The following is a 20592-nucleotide window of genomic DNA, read 5'->3' as shown; positions in this document are numbered from 1 at the left end:
AAATGGCCGAAGACTTTTATAAGTTGGCTGCCTAGAATCTCCCAAGGGAAAGTCTCCTGATAATTCAGCGTATATCAAGAATACTAATAATGAATAAAATAATACTCGCCACCCTGCTACTTTCCCTAACTATCACTGGCTGTCAAAAGGAAGCCGAATTATCACCCGAAGATCAATCTAAGCTCAGTGCTCAATTTGAAAAGTCTGATGCAGCAATTACTGCATTCCTTGATAAATTGGACTCTCCTACTACTCCTATTGCGGAGAAGAAGCAGATCGCTTGCGTTGACTTCCCCGCAGAGTATAAAACCAACTATGTACCCTCTATGCTTAAAACTGAAGGAAATACTTATACAGAGGAGAAACTGTTAGCCGATATGGATATGGCTTTAGATTACTACAAGAAGAAAGACAGTATTCAATGTTGATATTTTTCAGTTAAAAGCCCGCTTAATGCGGGTTTTTTTTGCCTAAGTTACTATTAACTAAATATTTCACTAAATTTATTTAGCAAAACTATTGACTAATTATTTAGTAAATACTAAATTACACCTCATACCCAATAAAAAAGCCCTCCGACTCGACATCTAGGGCTAATTTACTCAACGAGGCAATTATGAATCTAAAACCAACATCAATCAACCCTGTCGTTACACATCGTGTACAGCGATTCGGGTTTATTAAAGCCGTAGCAATCAGTGGTTTATTCACTACAGGTGCCCTAGCAATTGCTTATAACCCTCAATTCACAGAGTACAAATTAGCAACCCCTGTACACACCCCTGCTCAAAATGCTGTAGCGGCTATGGCGCTTCAAGAAAATACAGGTACTGCAGTCGTTCGCTTAGATGGCTTCACACTCGATGTGAATTTCAAATACAACACTGTTGAAGATGACTACGGTGTACCAGGTAGTGATTTCATGAATGCTGAAATCCTAGACCTTGCGGTAGATCAGGCTTATGACAATTCAGGTAATAAAATTTCTGACTTCACCGACTTCAATGACCATTTGACTATCAATGCAATGTTGGTAGCTCACATGCTTCAAAACCGCATGTTGGAGGGCGTTTAAATGACTACATCTATTCCAAAAGTGGAAGTTATGCCCTTTGGCAAATATAAGGGTACAGCGTTAACAAAGCTAAAAATTAGCTATGTTGTTTGGTTGTTGGAACTTAAAACTTTGAATGAAAACTTGCGTAAAAGTTTGGAATCATTACCAGGTATTCCTGAATTCAAGAGACGCCAAGCTGATGCAATCATGTTCAGCAAGCCATGTTTTCAACGTGATAATCATTACAGCAAAGAACAACGCATTGCTTATAACAATGCTAAATATAATTAAGGGGCGGATCATGGAAAATTCAAAAAACACCACTGTTCCAAATGTTGAGCAGGTCAATAATTTTGTCGCTTTATCTAAGATCAATGTGAATGGTCATACTGAAAAGAAAGGTAAATTTACTTATTTATCTTGGGCCTTTGCAGTAGCTGAAGCAATGAAAGCTGATCCACAAGCATCATGGAATTTCCGTGAGCCAATGATCTTTGCCGATGGAACAATGATGGTCCAGTGTGACGTAATTATGTTTGGTAAAAGCATTTATATGTTTTTACCTGTGATGAACAACATGAACAAAGCAATCCAAAACCCCAATGCTTTTGATGTTAATAGTGCAATGATGCGTTGCCTGGTGAAAGGAATAGCTGCTCATGGTTTAGGTCTTTACATCTATGCAGGTGAAGACCTACCTGAAGAAGAAAAACAGGCTCAGCAAAATCAGAACCATCAACAATCAGGACAACAGCAAAAAACTTTAGATCAGCGTTATCAAGATGCATTGAAATCAATAGCAAATGCAAAAAATCCATCAACTTTGGATAAGGCTATAGATACATTTGGTCCAACAAAATTCAATAATGCTATTCAAAAAGCTTGTCAGGCACGTGCTGATCAAATGGGGTGGTCGCCAACTCCACCACCACAAAATCACTCACAACAAAATAATCAAAGACATCATTAATTGGGAGAGTAAGCATGAATATTCTAAATAGTAATGAAGCTTTTACAGCATTAATGGCTGGCAAAAAGATCATGTGTCGTGCTGTAGATCAATTGGCTGATTTTAATGACTTGGATCAATTCCCTGCCACTATTTTTGCAATGCCGGGTTATGAGTTCTCTATCAAAATTGATTCTATTGAATTAGCAGGCATTACATTTCTAAAGCCCTTTTCTCTCGATGAATTGGTAGATGGCCAAGAGGTTTGTATTGTAGAGAACTTCAACCGAGTTACTTTAACTCAGTTCTGTAGTAGCAATACTCAACTCGTAGAAAATGTTAAAGCTGGATTTGCACAACGAGATCGTGAGAATGCAAGCAAACAGCTCGAGGCGATCCAAAAGGTTTTAGGTTTTGAAAATACGATCTATCTTCAAAAAGGTTATGCAGTAGAAAAAGACAGTGATCAACCTGTTGAAACCAAAAAACGCCAATCACGGAAAAAGACTGCTGATGCGTCTGTGGCCATTGCTGACGTTGAGCCTTCAGGTGTAGAAAGTGAAGATACGCCTTGGGAGAATAAGGCTGAAGAATTGGCTGAACCTACCCAAGCCATCACAATCATAGCTCAAGAGAATGTGACCACTTCTGAAGACTCTTTGATTTTAGAAGTGGAAAACACCATTGAAATTACTGATTTCAATAAACCAAGTACTATTGATCTCATTAATGCGCAGGCTGAAAAGGCGGCACTGAAAGAAAGTGCTGGTGATTGCGACGGCACACCTATTGATCTTCTGTATAAAAAAACTAAGGAAGTTCTGATTAGTCACATATATGACATGGATTCAATCGATGCTTTAGAGCGACTTACACCTGCTATTTCAGCTGCAAAACTGAAACCTGAAGATCATCAAGAATTGTTGGCCATCTTTGCTGAGCGTAAAACAACATTGGGACATATGGAGCCTGACTCTGAACATCAAGAGCATTTAGACGCAATCCTTGCCGCAGTAGCTAATGCTCAAACACCAATCGAAGTTAATGCACAAATTCGCTATACAAAATCTTGGAATGAGGAACAGCGAAAACCTGTCATTCAAGCTATGAATAAGCGATTGATCGAACTGAATGATCAAAAAGAAAAAGTAGCGACAGAACCACCTTCATTAATGGTACAGATTCAAAATACTCAAAATGAGCATGAGTTAAATGAACTCTTGCCTGAAATTCGCTCTCGTCACGCTGATATTCAACCAAAGCTAATGGACCTTGTTAAGAAGCGTCGCTTTGAATTGTTAAATCAGGGTTCGCAGGTGGCTTCATGAAATTCAACTATTCCTCTATCACCCGAACACTGACAGTGTTCGGGGTGAAAATGGATCATATTTTTCAGAACGTCAGTGTTGGTGAAATTGAAGAGTTGATCATTGATGCGAAATTTAAAGAAGCGAATTGGAGAGTGTGATGGATATTCAAAACTTGCAAATCACTTGGCTTGGTCCATGCCCTACATGTGAGCGTAATGAACACAAGGTAGAAACAATAAAGGGCTCGTCTTTTGAAGTGTTTCAATGGAAAGAAATTATTCAGAGTTTCAAGGAGGTGTCATGACAGCAATAGCAAGTATGGGTAATTTTATTGTTGCACTACCACCATCAGATATTTGGCTGACTGATGAACAAGCTGCAGAATTTTTAAGTTATGAAAAAGGTTATTTTAAAGCCTCTATTATTTGCTTAAAAGATTTTCCAAAACCTAAATACATTACAGAAACAGTAAAAGGTAGGCGATGGAATCTTGGTAGGCTTTCAAAATGGCTAAGTGAGCGACCAGAGGACTTAAAAAAAGCAGTAGGCAGACCCCGCAAAATATAGCGGGGTTTTTCTTAAAAAAATATGGATTACGCCAAAAATACGCCAAACAATATATAAACTACTGATTTTATTCGGTGTTATGGTGCGCTCAGCGGGACTCGAACCCACGCCACAGGCTTCGGAGACCTGTACTCTATCCAGTTGAGCTATGAGCGCTTTTGTAGAATGCGCACATCATAACAAAAAAAATGACAAGGTAAAGCTTATATCAATGCTTTAACCCAAATAGCAGGCATTGCTGTTCACACTTTATACAATACTCATTAAACGCAACGCACTATTCCATGTATCAAGCTTGGTTTATTCAACAAGATCACTCACAATATGACTTTATTTCAATCTATGAGAATTTCATGACTGATGCATTGACGTTAAGAGATTTATCCAAAACCTATAAAAATGGTTTTCAAGCATTAAAAGGCATCGATTTAACCGTCCCCGAAGGTGAATTTTATGCATTATTGGGGCCAAATGGCGCAGGTAAATCGACAACGATCAGCATCATCAGCTCATTGACCAAAAAAACTTCAGGCACCGTTGAAATTTTTGGACACAGCTTAGATACTCATCCATCTGCAGCGAAACAGAATTTAGGTGTTGTGCCACAAGAGTTTAACTTTGGTCAATTTGAAAAGACCTTTGATATTTTGGTCACTCAAGCAGGCTATTATGGCATTCCAAAGAAAACTGCTGAACAACGGGCTGAACATTATTTAGAAAAATTAGGCTTATGGGAAAAACGCAATACTCAAGGTCGTATGCTCTCAGGAGGGATGAAACGTCGCCTCATGATTGCCCGTGCCATGATGCATGAACCTAAACTACTTATTTTAGATGAGCCGACCGCAGGTGTAGACATTGAGCTACGCCGATCAATGTGGGACTTTCTCACTGAAATGAATGAAAATGGCACATCTATTATTTTAACAACGCACTATTTAGAAGAAGCCGAATTGTTGGCACGTCGTATTGCCATTATTGACCGTGGTGTAATCAAAGAAGATACCACCATGAAAGCCTTTTTAAATCAGCTCAATGAAGAGTCTTTTATTTTTGACTTAGATCATCCGATTGAACCATTCAACATTGATATTATTGGGCTCAAATTTAGCTTTATTGACTCTGTAACTTTAGAAGTAACCATGGATAAAATGCATTCCATGAATGATTTATTCCAACTTTTTGAAGCAAAAGGTATTCAAGTACGAAGTATGCGTAACAAATCCAACCGTCTAGAAGAGTTATTTGTCAAAATGGTGGAAAAAAATCTTGAAGGAGCTGCTCAATGAATTTTAGCCAAATGAGAGTTGCACTTTATACCCTCGTCTCTAAAGAAATTCGTCGTTTTATGCGAATTTGGCCACAAACATTACTACCACCCGCAATTACGATGAGTTTGTACTTTGTGATTTTTGGTAATTTGGTCGGTTCACGTATTGGACAAATGGGTGGTTTCACCTATATGCAATTCATTGTTCCTGGTCTTATTATGATGGCTGTAATTACCAATAGTTATGCCAATGTCTCTTCAAGCTACTTCAGTGCCAAATTTCAAAAAAGCATTGAAGAACTAATTATGAGTCCTGTACCTTTACATTTGGTTTTACTCGGCTTTGTGATTGGTGGGTTAAGTCGAGGTATCTTAGTCGGTGCTATTGTCACAGTAATGAGCCTATTTTTCACCGATTTAGCTATTCATAATATTTTTGTGACTATATATACAGTCGTTATCACCTCCCTATTGTTTTCATTGGGTGGTTTAATTAACGCTGTATATGCAAAATCTTTTGATGATATTTCAATCATCCCTACCTTTGTACTAACTCCCCTAACTTATTTAGGTGGTGTATTCTATTCAATTAGTGCTCTCAGCCCTTTTTGGCAAAATCTCTCTTTAATTAACCCGATTGTATATATGGTTAATGCCTTCCGTTACGGCATCTTAGGTCATAGTGATGTGAATGTTTCTTTATCACTTACTGTTGTGACCTTATGCTGTGGACTACTTTATGGTATTGCCTACTATTTACTTTCTCGTGGTGCAGGAATGCGTGAATAATGACTGTTGAACTCTCTCTTTTAGGTAAAGAAACCGACTACCCGACTACTTATCAGCCCGATATTCTTTTCCCAATTTCACGTGCTCAGCCACGTGAAAAATATGCGCATATAGATGGAATCTACAAAGGCAAGGATTGGTGGCATGTCTTTGAAATTTCATGGCTGAATGTACATGGAATTCCACAAGTGGCTATTGGGCGTATTACATTACCTGCTTCCTCGCCAAACTTGATCGAGTCAAAATCATTAAAGCTCTACTTCAATAGTATGAACTTCACTCAATTTGAATCTAAAGATGCTTTTATTGCGACTGTTGAAAAAGATTTATCACATGTTGCACAAGCACCTGTGACATTAACTTTATTTCAAGCAGATGAGTTAGATATTACCAAACCATCTGGTACTTGTATTGATGATCAAGTGCCTGAACGTTTATCTAATCATCCTGATGCAACTTTACTTCGTCTTGATCAAACTGATACAAATCAGGAAAATGTAGAGTCCATCGAAGTAGAGCTATATTCACATCTACTTAGAAGTAATTGCCCTGTAACGGGTCAGCCCGATTGGGGAACAGTTTTTATTCGTTATCAAGGTAAAAAACCTTGTTATCGTAATCTTTTAGCTTATATTATTTCTTACCGTCAACATAATGGTTTCCACGAACAATGTGTGGAACAAATTTTTGCTGATATTTGGCAAATACTACAACCAGAAAAGCTGATGGTGTATGCAACATATACACGTCGTGGTGGATTGGATATTAACCCTGTACGTGTATCGGATGAATCATGGATGCCAAGCCCAATTCGATTGGCGCGACAATAAAACATTGAGGTTTTTACAATGCCCTTTTTTGGTTTTGTTCCTTCTGAAGAACTGTTAAAGAACATTCAGACTGGAATTGAGAAAAAAAATTCTAATGAACCGCTTTACCCATTACGTGATCAAACTGCATTATTAATTAATGACGAAATCCTTGATGCGGTTTTAATTGAACTTGTACGTCGTTTTCCTGCAAGTGATAAGCGTGATACTGCTGAAAAATTAGCAGGTTATGTAAAGTCAACAGTTGCCGTACTTCTCAAACAATTACTCAGTAAAGCTGATAATGATGTGGTACGCCAATCGATTGAATTTTCTGAACGTAGCTTATTTAAAACGCCTGCGGGACATAGCGTAGTTGGTGTAGAACTTAGTTCTTCACTCGTAACCAACTTAAAAAATAGTTTTGCTGAAATCAAAGAAAATGGTGATATCAATCGTGCTGTTTTATCTGAACAGTACAAGCAGTTCGCCGATGCCACCATTAACCACTTCATGCGTGATTTCAACAAAACACTTGATTTGGGTATGATTAAACGCAAAGCGTCTGATATTGGTGCAGCAGCAGTCACTAAGGCGGTGCATATTGCTGTAGATAAACTGATTCCAAATTTAAATAAAATTGAAATCAGTGCAATTGCTGAATATCACGACACATTATTTTTTAATTAATCTAAAAATTTGATTAAAAAATAAGTTTCATAAGACTCAAGTTTGATTCTCAATATTTAATCTTTCATATAAAAGTCACGTTCTCATTGTTCGTGGCTTTTTTCATTTACTAACACTATTACTCTTCTACTATATATAGTCATTTTTCTGTACTTCAATTCAGTCACATTCAATAGAAAAACCAACGCTAAATACAGTATTAAAAATCGGCTTATTTGTTCAATCTAACAGCATTTAATACAGCATCAAACGCCTTAAAGTTCATGTACACATTTGATGAGCATCTGCTCCAGATTGATTGTGTTAGCATCTACATGCGTTTATTGATCATCCTTTAATTTCATCACTCTTTTTAGAACTTTCCAAATCAACCTGAATTGTCTTTGCAATTATGGATGCCTTGTTTTGATGCCTTTGGATGATCATTTTTGTGTATAGATTTGTAAATACAAGCATGGTCAATGGTATTTTACATGTAGTCGGTGTGCCACTACCATTTATGCGTTATGGCAGTACTGTGATTATTACGTTAATGGCAACTTTTGGTATTGTGATATCTATTCATACTCACCGTTAATTTTATACATCGTTATCGATGTTTTTATGCATATTTTTATATTAATCATTAGGAAAATAGAACACATGTTTAAATCTGGGATTTTTCATAAGTTAAGAAATCTGAGTCTCTGTGCTATCGCTTTACCGCTATCTAGCTTTTGCCAAGCCAATGATTTTGCGAGTAATCCAAATTATAACAACTTCAAAACCAAGACAATGCAAACCTATGGTTTAAGCGAACAACAAGTCGACTGGGCAATGAATGGTTCAAAAAACATACCAAGTATTATCAATATTATGAATCGACCTGGTGAAAGTAAGCCGTGGTATGAATATAAGACCAATTTTTTATCAGAAGGTACAATTCAACGCGGTGTGCGTTTTAAAAATCAATATGCCGAAACACTAAATCGTGCGGAACAACAATACGGTGTACCTCAAGCCATTATTTTGGGTATTTTGGGTGTAGAAACTGGTTTTGGCTCTAACAAAGGCAATTTTATTACCCGTGATGCCCTTGCAACACTCGGCTTTGGCTACGAACGCCGTGCTGCATATTTCCAAGATGAACTGTCTGCACTCATTGCCTGGTCTTATAAAGATGGGGTACCGACCAATTCAGTTGTTGGATCTTATGCAGGGGCTGTGGGCTACCCCCAGTTTATGCCAAGCAACATTCCAAAATTTGGGGTGGACTATGATGGTAATGGTCATGTTGACCTTCGAAATTCTGCTGTCGATGCAATTGGCTCTATTGCTAATTATCTGTCACAACATGGGTGGCAGCGCAACCAACCTATCGCATTTCCAGCACGCTACACAGGGAACAATCCAGAATCAGTGATTGCCAAAGATTTAACCCAACCAACACCATATGGAATTTTGAAGAAACAAGGAATTTCTCCAATGAATCCAATCGTTAAATTTGACGATTTGGATATGGTCAATGTCATACAACTACAAGATGATTATGGTCCTATTTACTACATCACCTACCCAAATTTCCAAGTCATTACAACCTATAATAAGAGCCGTATGTACGCAACAGCGTTATGGCTTTTAGGCACTGAAATTGCAAGTCGTTAAGACTTGTAATTTCAGTAATTAAAAAAAGTCAATAAATATTTTTGCAAAATAGTGCACAAAACAGACTTTTTTTATAAATTGTTACAATATTGATTATTTTTCAACCGTATTGCGTAAGTTTTTGTCCTTTTTGTAACTGTTTTTCACTTTTTAGTAGACAGCTTTGTGACTGCATGAATATTATCGCCTACCGCTAAATGCAGTTGCACAAGTGAATTTACAGACCTCAGTGGTTAATTTTCAGCGACTTATGAAAGTAATCCGAGGTTCCAAGGAGTTAAACGATGCATGCTTCACTTAAATATATTGCTGCCCTGACGATGGGTTTAAGTATGACTCAGGTGAACTCAGAAATGGTTCAGTCATCATACCTAAACAATGATTCAGACAGCTCAAGTCTTGCTTCCCGTGTGATCAGCAAAGACGCGAATAACTTTAATTCGCACTTTTCAAACTTAAACAGTTTAACAATCACTGAACGCTCTGGTGATAAGATTCGTCGTGAAACGATTGCTGCTAAAATCGAAATCCCAAAAGATGAACCTTCAGTTATTGATAAATTGAACACAGTTGCTTCTAGCACTGTCCGCAAATTTAGCCAAACAGGCGTTGCGTCATGGTATGGTCGTCAGTTTCATGGTCGTAAAACTGCAAGTGGCGATACATTCAACATGAATGCCTTAACTGCAGCTCACCGTAGCCTACCTTTGAACTGTTACATCCGTGTAACCAACAAAGATAATGGCAAAAGTGTTGTGGTGAAAGTGAATGATCGTGGTCCATTCCATGGTAACCGCGTACTTGATCTTTCCTACGGTGCTGCTAAACAGTTAGGTATGACTAACTCAGGTACTGGCCGTGTCAGTATCGAACGTGTCGATGGTCCAAATTCGTAATTCATGTGCACTGCATTGCTCATGAATAAAAAGCCACTTTAAAAAGTGGCTTTTTAATTGCTTTACCGCTACTGCATTTTTTGGTGAAATTTTCACGCCCTGCTCCTGTATCGACAAGGTTTAGTTCAACAGTAGCATTAACTACCGTAGCAATAATTGTAGACTCAGTTTTAAGTAATTATTCATACAAAGCAAAACAATCCATGCATACAACAACAATTTCATCTTTAAAATTATTTTTTCCTACGGTTTAATTATTCTAATTACCTTTACTGTAGATTCTGCCATCCGTACATGAAATACGATATATCTTGAAGATACTTTGATAGCATCTGTAACTATCACATCCTTAGGCTATGCTACCTATCAAATGAGTATTTTGCTGACATCTCTATTACTGGCTAAATCCACAGTATCAATAACACTTGTTGGCGTTTAGTTTACCTACTCTATAGTGCTAGCCAATAATTTTGTATTGTTATTGGTGCTTTGGCATCACTCACTTTCTCAGTAGCAGTAAAGCTTGTTCCAAACCGTCGTGATAAAATTCTTACACGAATTAATATTTTTAACTATGGTAGTATTATTTTAGGAACTACCATGGTGGGTTTATTATCTATTCCAATTCCAATCGGTCACAGTGCCACCTTTGACAGGCTTGGCATAAAATTATTATATACTTTATGCTTTTGATGATATTTTAAGTATTAGTTTCAAATACATTTTTAAACAAATTCCTCAGAAAACTGTGTATCAGTCCCTAGCTTAAATACATGCTTGTTTGTTATTTTAGAATCAGCTATTTAAAAAATTCACATGAAGTGGATATTCAGGGGAAGATGATGACAAATAACTTACAACCAGCTCACACCCAGTCCTCAAAAACATTGAGACATTTTTTCAAAAAAAGCGCCAATTTTTCAACATTATTTGCTCTCACGCCATTACTTATTGCTTGTACACAACCCATTCAATTCGCTCAACAACAACAGATCCCAAAATCTTCAAATCTTATTGTATTTGGCGGACCTATTTTAACCATGCAAGGAGATACACCGCAGTATAGTGAAGCACTGCTAATTGAAAATGGCATCATCCAGTTCAATGGCTCTTTAGCTGAAGCCAAAAAACGTGCCCCAAATGCGAAAGAGCTTAATTTACATCAGCGCACCGCCATTCCCGGACTAATTGATGCACATAGCCACGTTAACTCCGTTGGTATGCAGCAAACCGTTGCTAATTTATATGCACCACCCGATGGCAATGTCACAGATATCCCCTCTCTGATTGCATCACTTAAACAATGGCAAAAAGATAATCCTGAATTTATTCGTGCAACTTCGGGTTGGATTATAGGCAATGGCTATGATGATGCTCAGCTAAAAGAAAAGCGTCATCCCACTGCAGATGATCTCGATCAAGTTTCCAAAGATCAACCCATTCTAATTTTGCATCAGTCTGGACACCTCGCCTCAGCAAACCATAAAGCGCTAGAATTACTCAAAATTAATCAGAATACTCCCGATCCTGATGGCGGTGTCATCCGTCGTGTTAAAAATACACAAATTCCAAATGGTGTACTTGAAGAAAGCGTTGTCTTTAGTTCTATGTTGCAAGCATTTAAAAATGTTCCACCCGATGTGATGCTTCAAATGGCACAGACTGCCTTGAAAACGTATATAAAAAATGGCTATACCACCGTTCAAGAGGGTCGTGCAGATGCAGGTACTGCTGAATTATGGCGAAACTTGGCTCTACAGAAAAGACTACCAATCGATGTTGTGGTCTATCCTGACCTCATTTCTGAAAAAGACTATATGCTGAAAAATGGCAGTAGCGTGCAGTATCAAAACCATTATCGAATAGGTGGTGTAAAAATCAGCTTAGATGGATCACCACAAGGAAAAACAGCTTGGCTAACAAAACCGTATCTAATTCCACCTGAAGGGCAATCAAAATCATATCGTGGCTATCCTGCTTACCCTCAAGAAAAAACTGTTCAAGATGCCATTGATCTAGCTTTTAAAAACCACTGGCAGGTTCTTGCACACGCCAACGGTGATGCAGCAATTGATCAATATCTAAGAGTCATTCAAAAATCAGAACAAAAATTTCCAGAAGCTGACCGCCGTAATGTGATTATTCATGCGCAAACTATGCGAGAAGATCAATTAGATACAGCGAAGAAATTAAAACTAATTCCATCGTTCTTTTCATTACATACGTATTATTGGGGAGATTGGCATGTTCAAGAGACTTTAGGTCTTGAACGAGCTGATCGTATCTCACCAACAGGATCTGCACTTCGACGTGGTATGATATTTACAGAACATCATGATGCCCCTGTCATTCCACCAAACAGCATGATGACCTTGGATGCAACGGTAAACCGAACCACACGCAGTGGTAAGCTTTTAGGTCAAGACCAAAAAGTCAGTCCTTATATTGGACTTAAAAGTATGACGGATTGGGCTGCATATCAATACTTTGAAGAAGATCGTAAAGGTACACTGACCGCAGGTAAACTCGCCGATTTTGTCATCCTCAGTGACAACCCAATCACTATTGAGCCACAACAGATTAAAAACATCAAAATTTTAGCGACCTACAAAGAAGGACAATCAGTTTATCAAGCAATTGAAAAATAAATTGTTGTATGTGGTGATGACCTGAATTTTGACCCATGTCAATTTTCAGGTTATATTTCTCTCAATAAAAAATCAAATGATTGAGCGAGGATTGCAACAATGAAAACCGTAACGGAATGGTTAGATGAATATAGCGAAAGCCACCAAAATAAAACCAACAAAGTCATTCACTGGCTCTGTGTACCTGCCATCTTGTTTTCAATTATTGGCATCCTCGCACAATTTAGTGCAATGCTCACAGCACTCATTCTCGTTTTAACTTTGGTTTTTTATGCACGACTTGATCTTGTTTTAGCAGTTGCAATGGCAGCCTTATTATTTGTCATGGCATGGCTCATTGTGATTCTACCAGTCGGAGCAGGATTCTATATCGGGCTCTTTGTCGTGGCTTGGATTGGACAATTCTATGGTCACAAAGTGGAAGGTAAAAAGCCTTCATTCTTTAAAGACCTCCAATTTCTCCTAATTGGACCTCTATGGTGCATGGATGCCTATTTAGGCAAAGTAGCACCTAAATGGAAAACACGCCAAAAAGAGGCTTTTTAGCGCAAATTAGCATGGGTCGGTATTTTTTAGAAAATCTGACCCATTTAAGCGTGCAATAATAAATAATTGAGTGTATAAAAACACACTAAAGCAAGACTCAAATTCAGCAAAATCCGTTGATTCAAAAGTGCCAAAATCACACACAAAGTCGCACTTAAAATATAGGGATCAAAAATATTCACTCGCAATTGATCACCTTGGAAAAAGACAATCGGCGCACAAATTGCAACCAATAGACATGGTGCAGAATATTGCAACATTTGTTGGAAAAATACAGGCAAGCGAATTACAACTTTAGGTTCAAGAAAAACATAACGATTAATAAATACAATCAACGCTAAACTACATATGAGCAACCAAGTCATTTTTGCGCTCCTTTTTGAGCTTTTTGCACACAAACCGCACTCAGCATTCCCATAAGGGCTGCCAAAACAATACCTGCTTCAATTGCAAAATATTTAAATATGCACACGAAAATAACTGTTACCAATACACCAACCAAAGATGCTAAATTCTTAATTAATGGCACAATAATTAAGATAAACAATGCTGCAATAGAAAAATCTAAATGCAAACTGTACAAATTTGGGATTGAACGTGCAAGCAACATACCAAGTACACTAAAAACACACCAACTCAAATAAAAACATAGCCCTGCACCAAATAAATACGCAAACTTCTTAGATGCTTTTTCACGTTGACTGACTGCAAATAATTCATCAGTCAACAAAAAGCCTATCACCAATCTTTTCTGCCAAGAAAAATGTTGAATATCTGCACGCATATTCAATGCATAAATTAAATGTTGTGATGTCAAAAAGAAAACCGTCAGTAGTATGGTCAATGCCGATGCATCTGACATGACCAAGCCCAAGCTCACCAACTGTGCGGCACCTGCAAAAATCACTGATGACATAGCAAAAGCCTGTGCAGTTGATAATCCTGCATTGATTGCCATTGAGCCCGCCAAAATCCCCCAAGGTAAAACTGCAATCGATAAAGGTAAAATATCTAATACACCCTGACGAAATAATGCAGTGTTACTTGTTTCACTTAAATGGGTTTTACTTAAATGGATTTGATTTGAATTGGCTTGAGCAATATGTTCTGATCGTATTGATTCCGCATTTATTTCATTAAAATCCGACATTCAACATCCTGAATTTACTTTTTGAATACCCTTCAATATCTTCCAATTAAATAAGTTTGCCTTGAACAAAATTGCTATTTGTAGCAAATGAATAATAAATTAACCCTTATTTTGAAATTAAATCACTCACTTGCCACTACAACTATAAATTAATGCTTAAAATTTAATAAATATTGTGCAGGTGTTACACCCATCGCTTTTTTAAAATGACGATTTAAATGGCTTTGATCAGAGAAACCACTATTTTGTGCTGTTTGCGCAATGCTCTCGCCTTGTTTGAGCAATTGCCGTGCATAACGTAAACGAATCTGAATTAGCCAACTGTGCGGAGGTAATCCTGTATGTTTTTTAAATTCTCTTAAAAAATGCCATGGACTTAAACCAACATGCGCTGCAAGCTCAGTTAAAGAAAAATCATGTGCAGGAAATGCACTCAGTAAATCTTTGATTAGCTCCACTTTACGCTGTGCTTCGGGCAATTCCGCTTGGCTCAATTTGGCACGACCATACAATTGAAATAAGCGTGCCAAAGTCGATAAATACATACTTTCTTTCAATAGCGTATTTTCTTTTTGTTCTAATAAATCAAATAGTAAAATCAGTTGTTGTGCTAAACCTACATCATGCACTACAGCCTGAGGAAACCATGGCACACTGTTCTTTACAGTAAAAAAATCTTGACTGACATCATGTAACATTTCATAGGTTGGATAAATCGCCCGATAACCCCAACCCGATTCTACAGCAGAAGAGCCTGTATGAATCTCATCAGCATTGACCAAAATAATGTCACCTTTCGGTGCTGTATGTAGCTGACCTGTACGAAAGAAACTTTGCGCCCCTTCCTCAATCACACCTATACAATAACCTTCATGAACATGACGCGAAAACTGCTTGTGATGATAACGTGCTTTAAGTAATTCTAAACCACCAAATTCTTTAAGATGAATAAAATCAGCATGTTCCTTTATAATGCTCATATGATATTCCTACATATACAGCTTTATTTTAAAATCAATACTTTGTGTAATATAGAACAAAATTGCTATTTTTAATTCGTCATTTCACGAAAAGCACTTCTAATTTCTTTAACAAAAATTATTTATAAGTTTTACCCTGATGCTTTAACCAACCATCGGTATGATGACCTCGTGGATCATGATGTGTCCAATGCATTACACCACCTTGCGGGCTATATTCATACTCGCCAAAAAACTCAACAACATCGCCTTTTTTCAAATTTTCAATTCGTGGTGATAAATCTATATTGTGTGCCACTAAAATCGTCAAACCATTATTCAAAGACAAAATAAATTTTTGATGGCGTGAACCCTCATTATCATCTCGTAAAATCGCTTTTACCCGACCTTCAGACTGCACCTGAACATTACTAATTTTACGGTCAAATGATTGACGAATAACCTCTAAACCATGACGATTCTGACTGCTATTCGATGTACCATGCTGTGTTTTTTCATCATCCGATGATGTATTTGAATGCTGATCTGCATGCAATGGTTGATCTAACTGCTCAAGCGAAGATGGTAATTTTTCTTGTGACTGTGATCGTTCACTTGATTGCTGTAGTATTTGAGGCTTTGCTGTTTCACGCTGATTTTGATTAAGATCCACACCAAAATACACTGTAACAAGCAGTATAATAACCACACCAATACCCAAATTTATTTTATTTGCCATAACAATAGATTTAAATTAATTTTTAGTATTATAAGATGTTTCATCTTATATAAATGTAATCAGTCTTGAAATTTAAACAAATAAAAAACCCTCAAAAATATTTGAGGGTTTTTTATTTCACCGATTCAGAAAAACTGAATCAATAAAACTTATTGAGCAGCAGCAGCTTGAGCAGCAGCAACTTCATCAGCAAAGCTCATTTCAGCTTTCTTCTCAATACCTTCACCAACTTCGAAACGAACAAACTCAACGATTGTTGTCGCAGTTGATTTAAGGATTTCAGCAACTTTCTTATCGTTGTCGATTACGTACATTTGACGCTCAAGAACAACTTCGTTCAAGTATTTGTCAACTGAACCAGAAACCATTTTTTCAACGATATTTGCAGGCTTACCAGATTCGATTGCTTTAGCTTCAGCAATTTCTTTCTCTTTAGCAACAAGCTCAGCAGGAACATCTTCAGCAGTTACAGCAACTGGGTTGAACGCAGCAACGTGCATTGCAACACCTTTACCAGTTTCCGCAGAACCTGTGTAAGACACAACAACACCAATACGTAAACCGTGTTTATAAACTGCAAGGTTTTCGCCTTCAACAATTTTTGCACGACGTACTTGAATGTTTTCACCGATTTTTTGAACAAGTGCAATACGCGCTTCTTCTACAGTAAGACCATCTTCAAGTTTAAGTTCAACAATTTTAGCAGCATCAGTTTCGTTTGCAGCAAGCGCAGCAGTAGCAACTTTAGTAGAGAAACCAGCAAAGTTTTCGTCTTTAGCAACGAAGTCAGTTTGACAGTTTACTTCAAGAATAATTGCTTTGTTGCCATCTTGAACAATTGTAATTGCGCCATCAGCAGCAATATTACCTGCTTTTTTAGCAGCTTTTGCTTGACCTGATTTACGAAGGTTATCAATCGCTAATTCAATATCACCGTCTGCTTCTGTCAATGCTTTTTTGCATTCCATCATCGCAAGACCAGTACGGTCACGTAATTCTTTTACCATGCTCGCAGTAACTGCAGTCATGTTGTTCTCCTAAATACGGTAGAAAAATGAATCTGTTGAACAAAAACGGCCCAAACCTTAAATCTGAGCCGTTTCTGCCTGTTTGACGCTTAATTGCCACCCTTACATGTCGCAAAAGTGACAAGGTTGCATCAAAAACGCATTAAGCTTCAGGAGCTTCTTTCGCAGCTTCTTCGCCTTTAGCTTGTGCATTTGCTTGAGTTTGAGCAAATTCTTTACCAGCAAGAATCGCATCAGCCATAGCAGAAGCATAAAGAGTAACAGCACGAATCGCATCATCATTACCAGGAATAACGAAATCTACGTTATCTGGGTTAGAGTTTGTATCAACGATACCAATTACAGGAATACCAAGGTTCTTAGCTTCTTTAATTGCAATCGCTTCGTGATCAACGTCAATGATGAACAATGCGTCAGGTAAACCGCCCATGTTCTTAACACCACCAAGACCACGTTCAAGTTTTTCCATTTCACGAGTACGTTCTAATGCTTCACGTTTAGTAAGTTTAGCAAAAGTACCATCTTGTGATTGAGTTTGAAGGTCTTTTAAACGGTTGATTGACTGACGAAGAGTTTTCCAGTTAGTCAACATACCACCCAACCAGCGGTGATCAACATATGGTTGACCTGCGCGTTGAGCTTGTTCACGGATGATGTTAGAAGCAGCACGTTTAGTACCAACGAATAACACTTTGTTTTTCTTGCTAGCAAGTTTGTTAACAAAGTTCAAAGCATCGTTTAACGCAGGAACAGTGTGCTCAAGGTTAATGATGTGAATTTTGTTACGCGCACCAAAAATGTATTGACTCATTTTTGGGTTCCAGAAGCGAGTTTGGTGACCAAAGTGTGCGCCAGCTGTTAGAAGGTCGCGCATGCTTACGTTGTAATCTGCCATTTTCTTTACCTTAAAGTTTGGGTTAGGCCTCCATATGTCCGCATTCTCCACCTTATTCAGGCACCCAGAGTAATGTGACGACATATGTGCGGATTTTTAAATGCCCCTTATCTAAATAACCATCCGTCTTTCTCAAAGAAAGAAAGTAACAGAAAGCATTTGATAAATTGGGCGGCTATTTATACCATAGTCACATACAAATTTCCAAAAGTTTTTAAAGATCATGAACAGTACTTATGAAGCTCCACGTCGTTTAATCAAAACCGCAGATGAAATTGAGAAAATGCGTATTGCAGGACGATTAGCGGCAGAGGTTTTGGATATGATCAAACCGCATATCAAACCAGGTGTTTCTACACTCGAATTGGATACGATTTGTCATGACTATATTGTCAATAAACAAGAGGCTATTCCTGCTTGCCTAGGTTATGGCGCCGCACCTGGTCGCCCTGCTTTTCAGCATGTAATCTGCACATCTGTCAACCATGTGGTCTGCCACGGCATTCCATCAGATAGTAAAATTCTGAAAAAAGGCGATATTTTAAATATTGATGTCACTGTCATTAAAGATGGTTTCCACGGCGACACCAACATGATGTATATCGTGGGCGGTGAAACCACAATTTTGGCTGAGCGTTTATGTAAAGTTGCTCAAGAAGCGATGTACCGTGGTATTGAAACGGTAAAACCTGGCTCAACCATTGGTGATATTGGCGCTGCGATTCAAAAATATGTAGAGTCTGAGCGTTTTGGTGTTGTACGTGAATATTGCGGTCACGGTATTGGTACGGTTTTCCATGATGAACCACAAGTACTTCACTATGGTCAAGGCAATAGCGGCATGGTACTTGAAGAAGGTATGACTTTTACCATTGAACCTATGGTCAATGGTGGTGATTGGAAAACTAAACTCCTTGGTGATAAATGGACAGTTGTAACTAAAGATCATAGTTTATCTGCACAATATGAACATACATTGCTTGTAACTAAAAATGGTGTTGAAATCCTTACTGCACGTCCTGAAGAGGATTTATCCCGTTTTGTTCAATAATATATCTTTGGTCATATTTTGTTAAAAACATAGTGCAAAAAAAAGATTTATTTTTTAGCGCAAAAAAGGTCATTTTAAAAATGACCTTTTTTATTAGCTCTCATTTTTTCAAAATAAAATCATTAATACAAAAAAATATGCCATAAATAGAATTTATCAATCGATAAATATTTATTCTGTCGCTACTTGCCAGTGAATACTTTAATATTCTCATATTACGATTCAACGGAATGATGTATGTCAGTCACTCAGGATGAAACTCGCTTCTCCAAGCCCCTCATATATATGCTCATTGGAAGTGCATTTATTTTGGCGCTCTCCTTAGGCATTCGGCATGGCTTTGGCTTATACCTTGTGCCAATGAGTCACGAATTTGGATGGAGCCATCAAGTTTTTAGCTTGGCAATTGCATTTCAAAATCTACTTTGGGGTGCAGTACAACCATTCACTGGAGCGTTAGCAGATAAGTACGGAAGTAAAAAAGTCGTAGCTGTTGGTGGTGTTCTGTATTGTATTGGTTTAGGACTGATGTCAGTCAGCTCAAGTGTGTGGCTACTTGATTTGAGCGCTGGCTTAATTATCGGCATGGCGTTGTCTGCAACATCTTTTTCCGTTTTATTGTCTGCCGTTGGTCGTGCAGCACATCCCTCTAAACGAGGTATGGCGATGGGGATTGCGAGTGCAGCAGGGTCATTTGGGCAATTTATCATGTTGCCAACAACCCTACTACTGATTAAGCATTTTGGATGGTCATCTGCATTGGTGATTAGTGCTATTTTAGTTGCATTGGTTATTCCGCTGGCTTGGCTGCTTAAAGCACCTGCTTATGTAGCACCCAATGCCATTAAGCAAGCCAACAAGCCAAATATGTCCTTTAAACAAATTTTAAAAATTGCGTTTAATCACAAACCATTTTTATGGCTGGCTTTAGGCTTTTTAGTCTGTGGTTTTCAGGTCGTTTTCCTAGGGATTCATTTACCAGGTTATTTAATTGATCATGGTTTTGATGCCTCGACAGGTACGGTCTTTTTAGCTTTAGTTGGACTATTTAATATTATTGGTACCTATAGCGCAGGTTGGCTCGGTGATAAATACTCAAAACCACATTTACTTATGTGGCTTTATGGTTTACGTGGCATTACCATTATTTCATTTCTTGCATTACCGTTAAGCCTTTATACAGTTTATGCTTTTGGTATTATTATGGGACTATTATGGTTATCTACTGTTCCACTTACAAACGGTATTGTTGCCAATATGTTCGGTGTGAAATATCTCACTATGCTCAGCGGCATCGTATTTTTCACTCATCAGATTGGATCATTTTTTGGTGGATGGTTAGGTGGCTTAAACCACGATATAACAGGAAACTATAACCTGATTTGGATGTGTTCAATTGTATTAAGTGCTCTAGGTGTCGTGGTACATTTCTTTGTCAATGAGGAGGCGATCGTCAATGACTGATTCACTACTTTGGCTAAAAACAAGTATTGTGATTGGCATCATAGTCTTATTTAGTCTGGCTATTGGCTTATGGCTCAACACACCTGAACTGTTTGAATATTTTAATAATGCTTTTTGTGCACATTAATTTA

24 protein-coding genes, 1 tRNA gene and 1 pseudogene are annotated in these 20592 nt (G+C 37.8%); 19 read left to right on the top strand and 7 right to left on the bottom strand.

The features are described 5' to 3' along the window. Positions 1-89: 89 nt before the first annotated feature. The 7 genes from ACK1JC_RS12380 to ACK1JC_RS12350 all read left to right on the top strand — a co-directional run bounded on the left by ACK1JC_RS12380 (position 90) and on the right by ACK1JC_RS12350 (position 3883). Positions 90-428 (top strand): hypothetical protein, encoded by a 339-nt coding sequence (locus ACK1JC_RS12380; RefSeq protein WP_409512175.1) that lies wholly within the window; start codon positions 90-92, stop codon positions 426-428. A gap of 188 nt (positions 429-616) precedes the next feature. Continuing rightward, positions 617-1075: a hypothetical protein gene (locus ACK1JC_RS12375; protein WP_409512174.1), complete on the top strand. Its 459-nt coding sequence runs from the start codon at positions 617-619 to the stop codon at positions 1073-1075. Beyond that, complete coding sequence (locus ACK1JC_RS12370) at positions 1076-1348, top strand: putative quorum-sensing-regulated virulence factor (RefSeq protein WP_409512173.1); 273 nt, start codon at positions 1076-1078, stop codon at positions 1346-1348. 10 nt (positions 1349-1358) lie between these two features. Next, positions 1359-2027, top strand: a complete 669-nt coding sequence (locus tag ACK1JC_RS12365; protein ID WP_409512172.1) for a DUF1071 domain-containing protein — start codon at positions 1359-1361, stop codon at positions 2025-2027. A gap of 14 nt (positions 2028-2041) precedes the next feature. After that, complete coding sequence (locus ACK1JC_RS12360; RefSeq protein ID WP_409512171.1) at positions 2042-3334, top strand: hypothetical protein; 1293 nt, start codon at positions 2042-2044, stop codon at positions 3332-3334. Then, positions 3331-3474, top strand: a complete 144-nt coding sequence (locus ACK1JC_RS12355) for a hypothetical protein (RefSeq protein WP_409512170.1) — start codon at positions 3331-3333, stop codon at positions 3472-3474. The genes ACK1JC_RS12360 and ACK1JC_RS12355 overlap by 4 nt, the downstream gene beginning before the upstream one ends. A gap of 142 nt (positions 3475-3616) precedes the next feature. Beyond that, on the top strand, positions 3617-3883 hold the full coding sequence (locus ACK1JC_RS12350; RefSeq protein ID WP_409512169.1) for a hypothetical protein: 267 nt from the start codon (positions 3617-3619) through the stop codon (positions 3881-3883). Positions 3884-3963: 80 nt separating this feature from the next. Here ACK1JC_RS12350 and ACK1JC_RS12345 read toward each other — a convergent pair. Next, a tRNA-Arg gene (locus ACK1JC_RS12345) sits at positions 3964-4039 on the bottom strand. A 197-nt stretch (positions 4040-4236) separates the two neighbouring features. On the opposite strand from ACK1JC_RS12345, the gene ACK1JC_RS12340 reads away from it, so the two are divergent. The 9 genes and pseudogenes from ACK1JC_RS12340 (at position 4237) to ACK1JC_RS12300 (ending at position 13175) form a co-directional block, all read left to right on the top strand. Then, entirely contained in the window at positions 4237-5172 is a 936-nt protein-coding gene (locus ACK1JC_RS12340) for an ABC transporter ATP-binding protein (protein ID WP_409512168.1), read from the top strand. Beyond that, positions 5169-5942 carry an ABC transporter permease gene (locus tag ACK1JC_RS12335; protein WP_409512167.1) on the top strand — a complete coding sequence of 258 codons (774 nt, stop codon included), beginning with the start codon at positions 5169-5171 and terminating at the stop codon, positions 5940-5942. The genes ACK1JC_RS12340 and ACK1JC_RS12335 overlap by 4 nt, the downstream gene beginning before the upstream one ends. After that, a complete protein-coding gene (queF, locus tag ACK1JC_RS12330; RefSeq protein WP_409512166.1) occupies positions 5942-6772 on the top strand; it encodes an NADPH-dependent 7-cyano-7-deazaguanine reductase QueF in 831 nt (276 codons plus the stop codon). Before ACK1JC_RS12335 ends, queF begins: the two co-directional genes overlap by 1 nt. Before the next feature lie 18 nt (positions 6773-6790). Next, on the top strand, positions 6791-7441 hold the full coding sequence (locus tag ACK1JC_RS12325) for a hypothetical protein (RefSeq protein ID WP_409512165.1): 651 nt from the start codon (positions 6791-6793) through the stop codon (positions 7439-7441). A 348-nt stretch (positions 7442-7789) separates the two neighbouring features. Next, positions 7790-8018: pseudogene (locus ACK1JC_RS12320) on the top strand (FtsW/RodA/SpoVE family cell cycle protein); the annotation flags it as partial. A gap of 65 nt (positions 8019-8083) precedes the next feature. Beyond that, positions 8084-9085 (top strand): lytic murein transglycosylase B, encoded by a 1002-nt coding sequence (gene mltB, locus ACK1JC_RS12315; RefSeq protein WP_409512164.1) that lies wholly within the window; start codon positions 8084-8086, stop codon positions 9083-9085. 284 nt (positions 9086-9369) lie between these two features. Then, the gene (locus ACK1JC_RS12310) at positions 9370-9981 is read left to right on the top strand and encodes a septal ring lytic transglycosylase RlpA family protein (protein ID WP_409512163.1); all 612 of its coding nucleotides are present in this window, start codon (positions 9370-9372) and stop codon (positions 9979-9981) included. Between the two features lie 842 nt (positions 9982-10823). After that, positions 10824-12629, top strand: a complete 1806-nt coding sequence (locus ACK1JC_RS12305) for an amidohydrolase (RefSeq protein WP_409512162.1) — start codon at positions 10824-10826, stop codon at positions 12627-12629. A gap of 99 nt (positions 12630-12728) precedes the next feature. Continuing rightward, entirely contained in the window at positions 12729-13175 is a 447-nt protein-coding gene (locus ACK1JC_RS12300) for a DUF962 domain-containing protein (RefSeq protein ID WP_409512161.1), read from the top strand. Between the two features lie 44 nt (positions 13176-13219). On the opposite strand, the gene ACK1JC_RS12295 is transcribed toward ACK1JC_RS12300, so the two are convergent. From ACK1JC_RS12295 to rpsB, 6 genes are all read right to left on the bottom strand, one after another. Next, the gene (locus ACK1JC_RS12295; protein ID WP_409512160.1) at positions 13220-13540 is read right to left on the bottom strand and encodes an AzlD domain-containing protein; all 321 of its coding nucleotides are present in this window, start codon (positions 13538-13540) and stop codon (positions 13220-13222) included. After that, positions 13537-14325 (bottom strand): AzlC family ABC transporter permease, encoded by a 789-nt coding sequence (locus ACK1JC_RS12290; protein ID WP_409512159.1) that lies wholly within the window; start codon positions 14323-14325, stop codon positions 13537-13539. Before ACK1JC_RS12290 ends, ACK1JC_RS12295 begins: the two co-directional genes overlap by 4 nt. A gap of 149 nt (positions 14326-14474) precedes the next feature. Next, on the bottom strand, positions 14475-15305 hold the full coding sequence (locus tag ACK1JC_RS12285) for a helix-turn-helix domain-containing protein (RefSeq protein WP_409512158.1): 831 nt from the start codon (positions 15303-15305) through the stop codon (positions 14475-14477). 118 nt (positions 15306-15423) lie between these two features. Further along, on the bottom strand, positions 15424-16023 hold the full coding sequence (locus ACK1JC_RS12280) for a DUF3465 domain-containing protein (RefSeq protein ID WP_409512157.1): 600 nt from the start codon (positions 16021-16023) through the stop codon (positions 15424-15426). A gap of 149 nt (positions 16024-16172) precedes the next feature. Further along, a complete protein-coding gene (tsf, locus tag ACK1JC_RS12275; protein ID WP_409512156.1) occupies positions 16173-17051 on the bottom strand; it encodes a translation elongation factor Ts in 879 nt (292 codons plus the stop codon). A gap of 142 nt (positions 17052-17193) precedes the next feature. Continuing rightward, positions 17194-17946: a 30S ribosomal protein S2 gene (rpsB, locus tag ACK1JC_RS12270; protein WP_409512155.1), complete on the bottom strand. Its 753-nt coding sequence runs from the start codon at positions 17944-17946 to the stop codon at positions 17194-17196. 223 nt (positions 17947-18169) lie between these two features. On the opposite strand from rpsB, the gene map reads away from it, so the two are divergent. From map to ACK1JC_RS12255, 3 genes are all read left to right on the top strand, one after another. Further along, positions 18170-18997: a type I methionyl aminopeptidase gene (gene map / locus ACK1JC_RS12265; protein ID WP_409512154.1), complete on the top strand. Its 828-nt coding sequence runs from the start codon at positions 18170-18172 to the stop codon at positions 18995-18997. Positions 18998-19234: 237 nt separating this feature from the next. Beyond that, positions 19235-20461, top strand: a complete 1227-nt coding sequence (locus ACK1JC_RS12260; RefSeq protein WP_409512153.1) for an MFS transporter — start codon at positions 19235-19237, stop codon at positions 20459-20461. Beyond that, the gene (locus ACK1JC_RS12255; protein ID WP_409512152.1) at positions 20454-20588 is read left to right on the top strand and encodes a hypothetical protein; all 135 of its coding nucleotides are present in this window, start codon (positions 20454-20456) and stop codon (positions 20586-20588) included. Before ACK1JC_RS12260 ends, ACK1JC_RS12255 begins: the two co-directional genes overlap by 8 nt. Positions 20589-20592 lie beyond the last annotated feature (4 nt).

It is taken from the genome of Acinetobacter sp. TY2 (genome assembly GCF_046269225.1).
Taxonomy (GTDB): Bacteria; Pseudomonadota; Gammaproteobacteria; order Pseudomonadales; family Moraxellaceae; genus Acinetobacter.
This window is presented reverse-complemented; position numbering and strand designations above follow the sequence as displayed.

Bases quoted from the DNA above. Each gene is read 5' to 3' on its own strand.
- ACK1JC_RS12340 (WP_409512168.1), top strand. From the start codon at position 4,237: ATGACTGATGCATTGACGTTAAGAGATTTATCCAAAACCTATAAAAAT.
- ACK1JC_RS12295 (WP_409512160.1), bottom strand. From the start codon at position 13,540: ATGACTTGGTTGCTCATATGTAGTTTAGCGTTGATTGTATTTATTAAT.
- rpsB (WP_409512155.1), bottom strand. From the start codon at position 17,946: ATGGCAGATTACAACGTAAGCATGCGCGACCTTCTAACAGCTGGCGCA.
- mltB (WP_409512164.1), top strand. From the start codon at position 8,084: ATGTTTAAATCTGGGATTTTTCATAAGTTAAGAAATCTGAGTCTCTGT.
- ACK1JC_RS12260 (WP_409512153.1), top strand. From the start codon at position 19,235: ATGTCAGTCACTCAGGATGAAACTCGCTTCTCCAAGCCCCTCATATAT.
- map (WP_409512154.1), top strand. From the start codon at position 18,170: ATGAACAGTACTTATGAAGCTCCACGTCGTTTAATCAAAACCGCAGAT.
- queF (WP_409512166.1), top strand. From the start codon at position 5,942: ATGACTGTTGAACTCTCTCTTTTAGGTAAAGAAACCGACTACCCGACT.
- ACK1JC_RS12365 (WP_409512172.1), top strand. From the start codon at position 1,359: ATGGAAAATTCAAAAAACACCACTGTTCCAAATGTTGAGCAGGTCAAT.
- ACK1JC_RS12380 (WP_409512175.1), top strand. From the start codon at position 90: ATGAATAAAATAATACTCGCCACCCTGCTACTTTCCCTAACTATCACT.
- ACK1JC_RS12300 (WP_409512161.1), top strand. From the start codon at position 12,729: ATGAAAACCGTAACGGAATGGTTAGATGAATATAGCGAAAGCCACCAA.
- ACK1JC_RS12280 (WP_409512157.1), bottom strand. From the start codon at position 16,023: ATGGCAAATAAAATAAATTTGGGTATTGGTGTGGTTATTATACTGCTT.
- ACK1JC_RS12370 (WP_409512173.1), top strand. From the start codon at position 1,076: ATGACTACATCTATTCCAAAAGTGGAAGTTATGCCCTTTGGCAAATAT.
- ACK1JC_RS12305 (WP_409512162.1), top strand. From the start codon at position 10,824: ATGACAAATAACTTACAACCAGCTCACACCCAGTCCTCAAAAACATTG.
- ACK1JC_RS12350 (WP_409512169.1), top strand. From the start codon at position 3,617: ATGACAGCAATAGCAAGTATGGGTAATTTTATTGTTGCACTACCACCA.
- ACK1JC_RS12375 (WP_409512174.1), top strand. From the start codon at position 617: ATGAATCTAAAACCAACATCAATCAACCCTGTCGTTACACATCGTGTA.
- ACK1JC_RS12255 (WP_409512152.1), top strand. From the start codon at position 20,454: ATGACTGATTCACTACTTTGGCTAAAAACAAGTATTGTGATTGGCATC.
- ACK1JC_RS12290 (WP_409512159.1), bottom strand. From the start codon at position 14,325: ATGTCGGATTTTAATGAAATAAATGCGGAATCAATACGATCAGAACAT.
- ACK1JC_RS12325 (WP_409512165.1), top strand. From the start codon at position 6,791: ATGCCCTTTTTTGGTTTTGTTCCTTCTGAAGAACTGTTAAAGAACATT.
- ACK1JC_RS12285 (WP_409512158.1), bottom strand. From the start codon at position 15,305: ATGAGCATTATAAAGGAACATGCTGATTTTATTCATCTTAAAGAATTT.
- ACK1JC_RS12310 (WP_409512163.1), top strand. From the start codon at position 9,370: ATGCATGCTTCACTTAAATATATTGCTGCCCTGACGATGGGTTTAAGT.
- ACK1JC_RS12355 (WP_409512170.1), top strand. From the start codon at position 3,331: ATGAAATTCAACTATTCCTCTATCACCCGAACACTGACAGTGTTCGGG.
- ACK1JC_RS12335 (WP_409512167.1), top strand. From the start codon at position 5,169: ATGAATTTTAGCCAAATGAGAGTTGCACTTTATACCCTCGTCTCTAAA.
- ACK1JC_RS12360 (WP_409512171.1), top strand. From the start codon at position 2,042: ATGAATATTCTAAATAGTAATGAAGCTTTTACAGCATTAATGGCTGGC.
- tsf (WP_409512156.1), bottom strand. From the start codon at position 17,051: ATGACTGCAGTTACTGCGAGCATGGTAAAAGAATTACGTGACCGTACT.